Raw genomic sequence first — 13699 nt, 5'->3', positions numbered from 1 at the left:
GTTCTAACCAAAAAGAGCCTGAAATTCACTTTCAGGACTCTCCTCTTATTTAATCTTTTCTTCTTCGTAATCACCATTACTGCAAACAACCTGCTTGCCACCACCACGGACTTTTTTCTCCATGAGGAAGTTGCCACATTTTGGACAGTCACGACCAACAGGTTTGTCCCAAGAGGTAAATTCACATTCTGGGTAGCGATTGCAACCATAGAAAAGGCGATTACGTTTGGTTTTACGTTCAATGATTTGTCCCTGATGGCAACTTGGACACTCAACACCGATTTCTTTCACAATTGCTTGGGTATGACGGCAATCTGGGAAATTGCTACAAGCGTAGAACTTACCAAAACGACCAAGTTTAATGACCATTGGACTGCCACACACTTCACAGTCAAATCCAGCTGGTTCATCCTTAATCTGGATTTTCTCCATTTCTTCTTCAGCCTTGGCAACCTCTTTAGAGAAAGGTTTGTAAAAGGCATCAATGACACGTTGCCACTGCTCTTTTCCGACTTCGACATCATCCAGCTTGCCTTCCATTTCAGCTGTGAAGGTCACGTTTACGATATCTGGGAAATATTCAACGATGAGCTTGTTAACAATTTCTCCCAACTCTGTTGGTTCAAAACGTTTGGCTGCAAGGCGAACATAATAACGTTTCTGAATAGTTTCAATGGTTGGTGCGTAGGTTGACGGACGACCAACCCCATTTTCCTCCAAGGTCTTGATCAGTGTCGCTTCAGAATAACGAGCAGGCGGTTGAGTGAAATGTTGCTCTGGTTTGCTATTTACCTGTTTGATCACATCTCCAACAGCCATATCTGGTAACATCTTATTCTTGTCAGAATCATTATAAATGGCAAGATAACCATCAAACTTAACCTGACTACCATTAGCAGCAAATTGGACCCCATTTTGAGACAATTTAACAGCCATGGTATCAAAGACAGCGGCTGTCATCTGACTCGCTACAAAACGATTCCAGATAAGGGTATAAAGCTTGAGCTGATCCTTGTCCAGATACTTAGCAATACTTTCAGGTGTATTAAAGACGCTAGACGGGCGAATCGCCTCATGGGCATCCTGAGCTCCAGAAGCATTTTTAACCTTGCTACCATGCTTAGAATACTTGCTACCAAAACGGTCCGTAATGAAACTTGCTGCTTCATTTTGCGCTACAGGACTAATACGAGTTGAATCGGTACGCATATAGGTAATCAAACCTTGAACACCAGAACCGATATTAATCCCTTCATAGAGCTGTTGGGCAACCATCATGGTTTTTCGAGTACGGAAATTGATTTTATTGGCAGCATCCATCTGCATAGATGAAGTGGTATAGGGTAAAGGAGCATTGCGTTTGCGCTCTTTCTTATCCACCTGATCTACTGAAAAGTCTTTACTAGCCAGACGAGACAAGACTTCCTTGACCTCATCATTGCTAGTCAGTTTCAGCTTTTTACCATCTACTCCATAGAAGGATGCCTGAAATTGCTTGGTTCCCTTTTTAAAGACACTATCAATAGTCCAGTATTCTTCAGGCTTAAAGGCATTTATTTCATTCTCACGATCAATGATTAGCTTAAGCGCAATAGATTGAACGCGACCTGCTGACAAGCCCTTCTTAACCTTCTTCCACAAAATAGGCGAAATCGAATAGCCTACCAAGCGATCCAAAACACGACGAGCCTGTTGGGCATCGACCAAGTCCATATCAATCTTGCGTGGTTCTTTAAAAGCATTTTTGACAGCATCCTTGGTGATTTCATTGAATACCACACGGTTGGCATCATTTTCATCCAAGTTGAGAATGTGGGCCAAATGCCAAGAAATAGCTTCTCCTTCACGGTCCGGGTCACTCGCCAGAAAGACTTTATTAGCTTTTTTGGCTTCTTTTTTCAAGTCATTGATGAGAGGACCTTTTCCTCGGATATTTATATATTGCGGTTCGTAATTATTTTCAATATCGACGGACATACTGGATTTCTTCAAATCACGGATATGCCCGACACTAGCTAAAACCTTGTAGTTTCTGCCTAGATATTTTTCAATCGTCTTAGCCTTAGCAGGCGACTCCACGATTACTAGATTTTTTTTAACTGTTGATTTTTTCTTTTTTGTTGCCGTAGCCACAGTATCACACCTTTTCAAAGTAATAAACTTTATAAAGTGTAAACCATTTTGGCATAACTGTCAAGACTTAGCTCCTATATATAGAAGAAAAGTTTGTCTAGTAAGCGGACTTTCTTCTTATAGTCAATGAAAATCAAAGAGCAAACTAGGAAGCTAGCCGCAGGCTGTACTTGAGTACGGCAAGGTGAAGCTGACGTGGTTTGAAGAGATTTTCGAAGAGTATTAAAATTCAAATTCCGCAAGAACATCCTGCCCGCTGGTTACCAATTTTGCTCCTTCTTGAATCAAATGATGGCATCCGTCTGATAGTCCATCTAAAATGCTACCAGGAATAGCAAAGACATCGCGCCCTTCTTCCATTGCTCGCTCACAGGTAATGAGACTACCTGAACGCATCTTAGCCTCTGCTACAATCACACCACGACAAAGTCCAGCAATGATGCGATTACGAGCAGGAAAATGAAATTTTAGAGGTTGTTCACCAGGTCCATATTCACTAAGAACCAGATGGTCATTGCCGATGTAGTCTTGCAAGCGTTTATTGGCTTTAGGATAAAACACATCCAGACCTGTTCCAATCACTGCAATTGTTTTTCCGCCATTCTGAAGAGCTGCCATATGAGCTGCTGTATCAATGCCCTTGGCTAATCCACTTACGATTACCAGTTCATTTTCCAAGCCTTGAATGACTTTTTCAACTGACTTAGCTCCCTGTTTGCTACAAGCACGACTGCCCACGACTGCTACCTTCGGGAATTTCAAGAGGTCAAGATTTCCCTTGTAAAATAAAAGTACAGGTGCATCGTATATTTCACTCAAATCCCAAGGGTAACAGTCATCTAAAATAGAGAAAGATTGAAATTTTTGAAATTCTTTCTCCAAATGCGCATCGTCTATCTGAAAATAACGTTCCATAAAAACGGCTGGATTTCGGCAACCTGATATATCTGCAATATCACCTAGCAACAGTTCTTGATCAACATTTTCACCGTATTCTAGGACATTCAAAATCTGTTGATTGGTCAAACCTGATTTTTTTAACTTATAGATTTCATAGTTTGTGATTTTCATAAATATCTCCATTTCTTTTTCTACCCATCTATTTATTCGTAAAAAAATAAAAAAGAAGACCATTTGATCTTCTTTTTTAGTTATCTTTGTTGTTTGATATTTAAAGTCTATCAACAATAAAATGTTTTTCTTTATACTTCTACTCTTCATCCATACTCAAGACGCTAAGGAAAGCTTCTTGTGGAACTTCTACTGATCCGATGGCTTTCATACGCTTCTTACCTGCTTTTTGTTTTTCAAGGAGTTTGCGTTTACGAGAAACGTCACCACCATAACATTTAGCAAGTACGTTCTTACGAAGGGCCTTGATATCTGTACGAGCCACAATCTTGTGTCCAATTGCAGCTTGAATTGGTACCTCAAATTGTTGACGAGGGATAATTTTCTTAAGCTTATCAACGATGAGTTTCCCACGTTCGTAAGCAAAATCCTTATGAACGATGAAGCTAAGGGCATCCACCTTGTCTCCGTTGAGAAGGATATCCATTTTCACCAGCTTAGATGGGCGGTACTCTGACAATTCGTAGTCAAAGCTTGCATAACCACGTGTCGAAGACTTGAGTTTATCAAAGAAGTCAAAGACGATTTCAGCAAGTGGAATTTGATAGATAACATTGACACGGTTATCATCGATATAATCCATAGTTACAAAGTCCCCACGCTTACGCTGTGCCAACTCCATCACTGCTCCAACAAACTCCTGTGGTACCATGATTTGCGCCTTAACATAAGGCTCTTCAATGGTCGCAATCTTGGTTGGGTCTGGGAATTCAGATGGGTTAGACACATCCATAGACTCACCGTCGGTCAAATTAACTTTATAGATAACAGATGGAGCTGTCATGATGAGGTCAATGTTGAACTCACGTTCCAAACGCTCTTGGATAACATCCATATGGAGAAGGCCAAGGAAACCACAACGGAAACCAAATCCAAGTGCCTGAGATGTTTCTGGTTCAAACTGAAGACTAGCATCATTCAGTTGCAATTTTTCAAGCGCTTCACGTAGGTCATTGTACTTGTTTGACTCGATAGGATATAGCCCCGCAAAGACCATAGGATTCATCTGCTTGTAACCATGTAATGGCTCTGCCGCAGGATTGGTTGCCAAGGTAACGGTATCACCCACACGAGTATCCTGAACCGTCTTGATAGACGCTGCAATATAACCAACGTCACCAGTCGCAAGGAAATCACGACCAACTGCCTTGGGTGTAAAGATACCGACTTCCGTAACATCAAAAGTCTTGCCATTACTCATAAGTTGAATCTTATCGCCAGGTTTAACCACCCCGTCCATAACACGAACTTGAAGGATAACCCCACGGTAAGCATCGTAAACAGAGTCGAAAATCAAGGCCTTAAGTGGAGCCGTCACATCACCCGTTGGTGCTGGTACTTTTTCTACGATTTGCTCGAGGATTTCTTCAATACCGATACCAGCCTTGGCAGAAGCCAATACTGCTTCACTGGCATCCAAACCAATGACATCTTCAATCTCAGTACGCACGCGCTCTGGATCTGCAGCTGGCAGGTCAATTTTGTTAATGACTGGCATGATTTCCAAATCATTGTCCAAGGCTAGATAAACGTTGGCAAGGGTTTGAGCCTCAATCCCTTGAGCGGCATCAACCACCAAAATCGCCCCCTCACAGGCAGCGAGCGAACGTGAAACTTCATAGGTAAAGTCTACGTGCCCCGGCGTGTCAATCAAGTGGAAAATATAAGTTTCCCCATCTTTGGCAGTATAATTCAGCTCAATGGCATTCAACTTAATGGTAATCCCACGTTCCCGCTCTAGATCCATACTGTCCAAAAGCTGTGCCTGCATTTCACGGCTTGAAACCGTCTCTGTTTTTTCCAAAATGCGGTCTGCTAGAGTTGATTTCCCGTGGTCAATATGGGCGATAATAGAGAAGTTACGGATCTTCTCCTGTCGTTTTTTCAATTCTTCTAAGTTCATGATTCTCTTCCTTTCAGGGTATCTATTTATTATAAATTGTTTTTGACATTTTGACAAGACCATACCCTGCTAGGAGTACTAATCTTCAGCGACAAAGCCGTCATTCTCAATAAAGTGATGTTCTGTCATCCCTTGGTCTGTAAAGACGATTCCATGAAGGACACCACCATAAACAGCTCCTCCGTCCATCCCAATCTTGCCATCTTCTGTAGTCCAAAGCTCAGCTGTACCACGCTCTTGCTTCAACAAACCATAAACTGGTGTGTGACCAAAGACGATGATTTTTCCAGTATGATTTTCTGCTTCGTGGAATGGTTTTCTGAGCCAGACCTTTTTATAATCTGTGGTTTCATGCCAGTCATTCAAGGTCAAATCAATACCTGCGTGAACAAAGATATACTTATCTGTCTCTACCACAAAAGGCATTTGACGAATAAATTCGACCAAATCCGCTGCTTCAGAAGCAACACGCTTAGCATCCTCAATCCCGTCAACTGGTGCATCCAAGGGACGACCTAGGATAGAGTTAATGGTTGTATCTCCACCATTTCGACGATAATGGTCATAACTTTCTTCTGGGTCATCTAGCCAAGTCAAAAACATATACTCATGGTTTCCTGATAAACAGATCGCCCCTTGATTGTCCACTAAGTCCTTGACCATTTCAAGAACACGTCGACTATCCTCACCACGGTCAATCAAGTCCCCTAGAAAGAGCAACTGGGTCTGACCATCCCATGTTTTGAGAAGGTCTTCCAGCATCCCTGCTTTTCCATGAACATCTCCAATTACATAATAGTCTATCATCTTATTTCTCCCTGTTTCTCAACAATTCTCTGGCTTGTGTCAGGGCTGCTTCCGTCACATCATCACCTGCCAACATTTTAGCAAGTTCCTTCACTCGCTCTTCAACCGTCAAGAGACGAACAGTCGAAACTGTTGAATGGTCATTACTAATCTTCTCAATAAAGAATTGATAATCCGCAATCGCAATCACTTGTGGTAAATGGGAAATAGCCAGAACCTGACCATGCTGACCAATTTTATGAATCTTCTGTGCAATAGCTTGGGCAACACGACCTGAAACTCCCGTATCCACTTCATCAAAGACAATACTTGTCTTGCCTTCTTTTCGTGAAAAGGCAGACTTAATGGCTAGCATGAGACGAGATAATTCCCCACCAGATGCAACCTTGACCAAGGGTTTAAAGTCTTCGCCAGGGTTGGTTGAAATGTAAAACTCGACCATTTCATTGCCCTCACGACTGAATTTGCCCTTGCTAAAACGAACTTGAAATTGGGCTTTCTCCATATAAAGGTCTTGAAGCTCTTGTTTAATCTCAGCTTCTAGCTGTTGAGCCAAGTCATGACGAGCAGATGCAAGCTGACCTGCCAAATCAACAAGATTGACTTCCAATTTCTTGAGCTCTGCTTCCATGTCCTCAGATGAAAGGTTATTTCCTGTCAAGAGATTGTATTCTTCCGTAATCTTGGCAAAATAAAGCAAGACATCGTCTACAGTCCCACCATACTTACGGGTAATGGTATGAAGGAGGTCCAAGCGATTCTCAACCTGCATGAGGCGATTGCCGTCAAAATCAAGATTCTCAATAATAGCTTCCAAACGTTTGCTAATGTCTTCTAAGACATAGTAGGTCTCAGACAGTGAGCTTGAAATTTCACGGTATTCAGGGTCGTACTCTTCGACACTTTCCATATCATTCATGGCTGAACGAACATTGGCTAAACTTGAAAACTCTTCATTGTCCAACATACTATAGGCATTGGTCAGCGTATCCGCAATGTTTTTATGGTTGAGGAGCTTCTCTCGCTCTTGGTTTAGAGCCAGGTCTTCTCCAGCCTGCAAGTTTGCCGCCTCAATCTCTGCCATTTGAAATTCCAACATTTCAATACGAGCCTTGTGTTCCTGTTGGTTTTTCTTGACTTCCAGAACCTGCTTGCGCATTTTACGGTAGGCATCAAAACTCGTCTGATAGGTTTCTTTCAAGTTCCAAAAAGCTGTATCACCAAATTCATCCAACATATGGATATGCAGTTGGGGACGCATTAACTCCTCTTGGTCATGCTGACCATGAATATCAACCAGATGTTGCCCAATAGAGCGCAAAACAGACAGATTAACCATCTGGCCATTCACACGGCTAATACTCCGACCATTTTGCAGAATTTCCCGACGGATGATAATTTCATCCCCCAATTCCAAACCTTTCTCGTCAAAAATTTCCTGTAAAAGGCGACTATTCTCAATTGAGAAAAGCCCCTCAATCTCTGCCTTTGGCGCACCATGACGAATAACATCTGTCGTCGCACGAGCTCCCAACATCATATTCATGGCATCAATGATAATTGACTTCCCTGCACCTGTTTCACCAGTCAGGACAGTCATACCTTTCTCAAAATTGAGGGAAATAGCCTCAATAATGGCAAAGTTTTTTATCGAAATTTCAAGTAACATACAGACCTACCAATTTTTTACTTGTTCAAAGATTTCCTCAGCTAGACTTTCACTTCTGGCAATGACTAAAATCGAGCTATCATCAGCTAAACAGCTAAAAATCTTGTCCGCAAAAGTCTCAATTAACTGAGCTTTTACAAAAGCTGTATTTCCTGGAATGACTTGAAGATTGATCATCTTATCCATCAATTCTGCTGATTCGATATTGTCTTCAGCCAATTGCAAACTTTTTACGATTGATTTTGGCAATTCATAGACATATGTATTGTCTCTCAAAGGAATTTTGACAATGCCTAGCTCTTTGATATCTCGTGATACCGTCGCCTGAGTGGCAGTGATGCCAGCCTCTTTCAAATGTTCTACAATTTCTTCTTGTGTACCGATTTGATAATCTGTAACAAATCGTCTAATTTTTTCAAGTCTCTCTTTTTTATTCATTTTTAAATTGACTATGCGCCCTCTCTACTACTTCTTCAATCTCAGCAAGAACCTGATTGCTTGCTGACTCTTCTTTTTTCAAATACGCTAAAAACTCAATATTTCCATGACCACCTTGGATGGGAGAAAAGTCCAAACCAAGGACTGAAAAACCTTCCTCTACTGCCATAGTTGTGACAGATTCAAGAACATTCTGGTGAACCTTGGAGTCTCGAATGATTCCATTTTTCCCAATCTGCTCACGTCCTGCTTCAAACTGGGGCTTAACCAAAGCCACAACCTGACCTTGATTAGCCAACACACGGTGCAAGGCCGGAAGAATCAGACTAAGGGAAATGAAACTCACGTCAATGCTGGCAAAGCTCGGTTCCTGCTTGAAATCAGTCTTTTCAGCATAGCGGAAATTGAACTGCTCCATGCTGACAACCCGTGGGTCTTGGCGTAATTTCCAAGCCAACTGATTGGTACCAACATCGACTGCAAAGACCAACTCAGCACCATTTTGCAGCATGACATCGGTAAATCCTCCAGTAGAAGCACCGATATCAATCGTTGTTGCCCCTTCCACTGACAAATCAAAGACCTGCAAAGCCTTTTCTAATTTCAAACCACCACGACTGACATACTTGAGTTTCTCGCCCTTGAGTTTTAGCTCGGTGTCATCTGGAATTTTCTCTCCTGGCTTGTCAAACCGTTCTCCGTTAAGGACTGCTACGACTAGTCCAGCCATTACACCACGCTTGGCTTGTTCTCGCGTTTCAAACAAGCCCTGTTTATAAGCTAGTACATCCACTCTTTCCTTAGCCATTGATTCTCAAACTTTCTACTACACTTACAATCGATTCTATCTCAAAAGGAACCTGCTGAGCAATTTCTTCTAATTTGGCATTAGCTTGATCCAAGGTTTGGTTACAAAAGGCAATGGCCTCTTCTAAGCCCAACAAAGCTGGATAGGTTGATTTTTCAGCCTGCAGGTCCTTTTGTGGTGTCTTGCCGATTTCCTCAAAACTAGCTGTCACATCCAGTACATCATCTCGAACTTGAAAAGCAAGACCAATTAGTTCCCCAACAGTTTTCAGCTTCGCCTGCATTTCAGGTGCCAATTCGGCTATAATGGCAGCTGCTTGGAAGGGATAGGCTAGTAACTTTCCAGTCTTATTAGCATGGATGGTCTGGAGTTCTTCCAAAGACAATTGCTGATGTTCGCCTTCCATATCCAAAACCTGCCCTGCCACCATGCCCAAACTTCCTGAAGCAAGAGATAAGTTGGCAATCAAGTCCACCTTGATCTGACTTGGCAAATCTGCCTGCGCTATCAAAGCATAGGGATCTAGGAACAAGGCATCTCCAGCCAAAATGGCCATAGCTTCACCGAATTTCTTGTGATTGGTCAAGCGTCCCCGACGGTAATCATCATCATCCATGGCAGGAAGATCATCATGAATCAGGCTACCTGTATGAATCATTTCCAAGGCAGCAGCCACCTGCGCGTGAGCAGGTTTGATAGCAACCTGCAAGGCTTCCAAAACTTCTAACAGAAGAAAAGGCCGAATACGCTTGCCACCAGCATGAATGGAATAGAGAACAGACTCTCGCAAACTAGAGGCAAACTGCTGGTCTCCATAAAAGTCTTCCAAGGCCGACTCGACAAGAGCTAATTTTTCTTGCTTCTTCATTCAAAATCACTTTCTGTTCCGTCTTCTTGTATGACCTTAACCAAGGTCTTTTCAGCCTTGTCCAACGTCGCTTGGAGCTCTTTTGACAAGACCATACCCTTTTGAAAGGCAGCAATCGCATCTTCCAAAGCAACCTCACCATTTTCCAAACTTTGGACAATGGTTTCCAGTTCTGCTAGATTTTCCTCAAATTTCTTTTGTTTTGACATCTTTAACCTCTAATTCTACTTGACCATCTCGCATCAAAAGCGTCACTTGGTCTTTTTTCTTCAAACTCTCAACCGAATCAACTACGGACTCTTCTTTTTTGACAATAGCATAGCCACGCGCCACGATACGACTGGTATCCAACATGAGTAAGGCTTCTGATAATCTCTTAACTTCAGCAACCTTGGCATCATAAACCAGCGCCATTTGGCTACGGAGAAGCTTGTCCAACTGACCTAGACGGTCTTGATAGCGTTGGATTTTGGTAACGGGTGATAATTGTACCAGTCGATGCGTCCTTGCTTGTACTGTCTGTTTGTTATCAGAAATCCGTGTTCGCAAACTTTGTTTTAAGCGCAGTTGCAGCTGATCCAAGCGTTGCAAATAACCATCATACAAACGCTCTGGCTGTCTAAAGATAACAGACTGACTGCATTTTTTCAAAGCTTCTTGTTTCTTCGATAGGACATTTCGGACTGCCGTTGCCATCCGCTTTTCCTGATTTTGCAAATGAGCTAATAGATCCAACTTGGTCACAGGTGTTGCTAGTTCAGCTGCCGCTGTCGGCGTCGCAGCGCGGCGATCTGCCACAAAATCTGCCAAGGTCACATCCGTCTCATGTCCCACACTAGAAATGATTGGCAAACGAGATTCAAAAATAGCTCGCACCACAATTTCTTCGTTAAAGGCCCAGAGATCCTCTATGGAACCACCACCACGACCAATAATCAGCAAATCCAAATCGTCCCGTTGATTGGCACGCGCAATATTTCGAGCAATTTCCTCCGCAGCCCCTTCACCTTGAACCTTGGTCGGATATAAGAGAATGTCCACACCTGGAAAGCGCCTGCTGACGGTCGTGATAATATCTCGAATAACAGCTCCACTACGACTGGTCACCACACCAATTCTCTTAGAAAATTGAGGAAGAGGTTGCTTGAAGCGTTCTTGAAACAGACCTTCTTCTGTCAATTTTTTCTTGAGTTGTTCAAACTGAATCGCAAGCGCACCAACTCCATCAGGCTCTGCCTTTTCAATGATGATGGAGTAGCTACCACTCGGCTCATAAACCTGCACGCGCCCAATTACATTGATCTTCATTCCTTCTTCCAGATCAAAGCCTAATTTCTGATAAATCCCAGACCAGATGGTCGCTTGAATGACTGCATGATCATCCTTTAGGGAGAAATATTGGTGAGTAGGTCGTTTACGAAAGTTGGAAACTTGACCAGTTAAATAGACCCGTTCCAAATAAGGGTCTTTATCGAATTTCATTTTCAGATACTTGGTCAAAGTTGTTACCGATAAATACTTTTCCATCTCCACCTACTATTCATTTTCTTGCTCTTTCATGGGTATTATTATACCAAAAATATGCCTAAAAATCTCCATTTATGTACCATTATGAGGGAAAAATAGAAAAAGGAGGCAAGGCCTCCACATCTGATTATTTGCTGTTTCGAGCTTCTTCCAAAATCTTTGCAATCTTGGTCGTCAACAGGTCAATAGCCACTGTATTGCTGACTCCCTCAGGAATGACGATATCAGCATAACGCTTGGTTGGCTCGATAAACTGATGGTACATGGGCTTGACCACACCTAAATACTGGTCAATTACACTATCCAAACTACGGCCACGCTCTTCCATATCGCGCTTGATACGACGAATAATGCGCACATCATCATCTGTATCCACAAAAATCTTGATATCCATCAAATCACGCAGACGCTTATCCTCCAAGACCAAAATCCCCTCAACGATAAAGACATCTTGAGGCTCTTGACGATAGGTCTTACTGCTTCGTGTATGCTCTGTATAATCGTAAGTCGGGATGTCGACCGGACGCCCTGCCAACAACTCCTTAATCTGCTCAATCATCAAGTCTGTATCAAAAGCAAAAGGATGGTCGTAGTTGGTTTTGACACGCTCTTCAAAGGTCAAATGAGACTGATCCTTATAATATGAATCATGCTCAATCATGGAAATCTTTTCATCAGGGAAATGCGATAAAATGGCTCTTGAAACACTGGTCTTACCACCACCAGAACCACCTGTCACTCCGATAATGATTGGTCTATTTTGCATGCTATCCTCCGTTTTTTTATCCGTGGTCTATTCTATCACATTTTTTACAAAATTTATAGTCTGGTTTGGATAATCTAGGGGAAACAATTCCAATTCCTGCACCCCAATTATTCTAGCTAAAAACCTTCCTTGGCTTGTAGAGATTGTCTCGCTTTTCTAGAATGGCTAGCAATTTGTCATCTTCAAAGGCAGCCAATTCTTGGTCTGTTTGGTCGAGCTCGATAAAACGACCAAAGCACACTTCTGTAGCCTGTTCTGGACTTAGGAAAACTTTGACAAGGTCGCCTGTCCCAATCTCTAGAGGATGGAGAAAGTCCAATTGGCCAGCCTCCACTTTCCCAGCAATTTCTTCCAAGGTAAGAGCGTCTTCTAGTTGCAAACCGGCTGCACTAGTACGAGTCAGATGTGACATATGGGCCGCAAAGCCAAGCTTCTCTCCCAAATCAACTGACAAGGTACGGATGTAAGTCCCTTTACTGCATTTTACACGAAAAGTAAAGCGTGCAAGATGACCCTCATAAGAAATCGGACTTGTCCGCTCAAATTGATAAATGGTAACTTGACGTTCTGGACGCTCCACTTCCTGACCTGCACGCGCATACTCATAGAGCTTGCGACCATTAACCTTAACAGCTGAATACATAGGTGGTATCTGGGTAATAGGCCCAGTCAAGCTAGCAATCGCTTCATCGACAAGCTTTTCATCCAAGGGCGATAAAACAGGTGTCTCTGCGACCACTTCCCCACTAGCATCCTCTGTCGTCGTTGAATAGCCAAGAGTGATTTCCCCCTCATAGACCTTTCCCTCATCCTGCATAAACTCGACCATGCGTGTTGCCTTGCCAACCGCAATGGGCAAAACACCCACCACATCCGGATCCAGAGTCCCACCATGACCAATCTTTTTGGTCCCCAAAATCTTACGCAGTTTAAAAACCGCATCATGCGAGGTCATCCCCTCTTCTTTTTTTAAGTTGATAATACCGTTCATTTTTGCTTTCTAATTCCCTTTTCACTTTACATCAACATATTCTATCTTAGACAGATTTTAAAACTATATCAGCTCATTTTTCTAAATACTTCCTAGCTTCCTGAACATAAAAGAGTTCTGGATTTTCATGGGCGATACTTTCAAACAAACTACGGGCACGAGCTTCATCTCCTTTTAATTGGGCATTGAGAGCGCCATAATAAGAAAACACGATTCGAGCTAGCTTACTTTCTGGTTCAGTAATGTCGAAGTAGTCGTTCGCTTCTTTATTGAACACAATATCTTTTATGGCTTGGGCTTGAGCAACAAGTGTAGCTTTGCCTCCTTTAAAATCTGGTGCCTTGGACAATTGTTCCTCAAAGAAAGCAATATCTTGCGCATCTTGAAGATGAATGGAAACTGTTAATAGTTCAAAGCTTGATATTAAAAACGCAGGGGTTCTGAATCTCTTCCAAATTTTTTTCAAATCATATTTGGACATATTTTCCTTGGCAGCTTGAAAATCTCCTTTTAAATAAGCCACTCGACCTTGGATAATTTGGTAATTCTCACGATATGTTGCCCTAAAGGGCTTAATAGATTTTTCTGATTGAACTCTTAACATGTCTTCATATAGCTTAAGATCAATAGAATCGTGTAACACTAGAACAATAACTTT

At 42.3% G+C, this 13699-nt stretch carries 13 protein-coding genes; all 13 read right to left on the bottom strand.

All coding sequences use genetic code 11. The features are described from left to right. Positions 1-45: 45 nt before the first annotated feature. Positions 46-2133 (bottom strand): type I DNA topoisomerase, encoded by a 2088-nt coding sequence (gene topA / locus N5909_RS07405; protein ID WP_271631059.1) that lies wholly within the window; start codon positions 2131-2133, stop codon positions 46-48. Positions 2134-2355: 222 nt separating this feature from the next. Continuing rightward, positions 2356-3204 carry a DNA-processing protein DprA gene (gene dprA / locus N5909_RS07400; RefSeq protein WP_049488782.1) on the bottom strand — a complete coding sequence of 283 codons (849 nt, stop codon included), beginning with the start codon at positions 3202-3204 and terminating at the stop codon, positions 2356-2358. 139 nt (positions 3205-3343) lie between these two features. Then, on the bottom strand, positions 3344-5167 hold the full coding sequence (lepA, locus tag N5909_RS07395) for a translation elongation factor 4 (protein ID WP_001047207.1): 1824 nt from the start codon (positions 5165-5167) through the stop codon (positions 3344-3346). 78 nt (positions 5168-5245) lie between these two features. Then, complete coding sequence (locus N5909_RS07390; RefSeq protein WP_033681701.1) at positions 5246-5974, bottom strand: metallophosphoesterase family protein; 729 nt, start codon at positions 5972-5974, stop codon at positions 5246-5248. 1 nt (position 5975) lies between these two features. Further along, a complete protein-coding gene (gene recN / locus N5909_RS07385; protein ID WP_033681700.1) occupies positions 5976-7643 on the bottom strand; it encodes a DNA repair protein RecN in 1668 nt (555 codons plus the stop codon). Between the two features lie 6 nt (positions 7644-7649). After that, the gene (locus N5909_RS07380; protein WP_020900686.1) at positions 7650-8081 is read right to left on the bottom strand and encodes an arginine repressor; all 432 of its coding nucleotides are present in this window, start codon (positions 8079-8081) and stop codon (positions 7650-7652) included. After that, the gene (locus N5909_RS07375) at positions 8074-8889 is read right to left on the bottom strand and encodes a TlyA family RNA methyltransferase (RefSeq protein WP_033681699.1); all 816 of its coding nucleotides are present in this window, start codon (positions 8887-8889) and stop codon (positions 8074-8076) included. The genes N5909_RS07380 and N5909_RS07375 overlap by 8 nt, the downstream gene beginning before the upstream one ends. Beyond that, a complete protein-coding gene (locus tag N5909_RS07370) occupies positions 8882-9757 on the bottom strand; it encodes a polyprenyl synthetase family protein (RefSeq protein ID WP_033681698.1) in 876 nt (291 codons plus the stop codon). The genes N5909_RS07375 and N5909_RS07370 overlap by 8 nt, the downstream gene beginning before the upstream one ends. Continuing rightward, the gene (locus N5909_RS07365) at positions 9754-9966 is read right to left on the bottom strand and encodes an exodeoxyribonuclease VII small subunit (protein ID WP_020901455.1); all 213 of its coding nucleotides are present in this window, start codon (positions 9964-9966) and stop codon (positions 9754-9756) included. Before N5909_RS07365 ends, N5909_RS07370 begins: the two co-directional genes overlap by 4 nt. Next, the gene (gene xseA, locus N5909_RS07360; RefSeq protein ID WP_033681697.1) at positions 9944-11284 is read right to left on the bottom strand and encodes an exodeoxyribonuclease VII large subunit; all 1341 of its coding nucleotides are present in this window, start codon (positions 11282-11284) and stop codon (positions 9944-9946) included. The genes N5909_RS07365 and xseA overlap by 23 nt, the downstream gene beginning before the upstream one ends. Before the next feature lie 127 nt (positions 11285-11411). Next, on the bottom strand, positions 11412-12050 hold the full coding sequence (gene udk, locus N5909_RS07355) for a uridine kinase (protein WP_001181376.1): 639 nt from the start codon (positions 12048-12050) through the stop codon (positions 11412-11414). A 112-nt stretch (positions 12051-12162) separates the two neighbouring features. Continuing rightward, complete coding sequence (gene truB, locus N5909_RS07350) at positions 12163-13041, bottom strand: tRNA pseudouridine(55) synthase TruB (RefSeq protein ID WP_033681696.1); 879 nt, start codon at positions 13039-13041, stop codon at positions 12163-12165. 73 nt (positions 13042-13114) lie between these two features. Next, on the bottom strand, positions 13115-13699 hold a 585-nt coding region (locus tag N5909_RS07345), incomplete at its 5' end, for a hypothetical protein (protein WP_271631058.1).

It is taken from the genome of Streptococcus gwangjuensis (assembly GCF_028156745.1).
GTDB classification, from domain to species: domain Bacteria; phylum Bacillota; class Bacilli; order Lactobacillales; family Streptococcaceae; genus Streptococcus; species Streptococcus gwangjuense_A.
The sequence above is the reverse complement of the archived record's forward strand: the minus strand, read 5'-3'. Positions and strand labels throughout refer to the sequence as shown.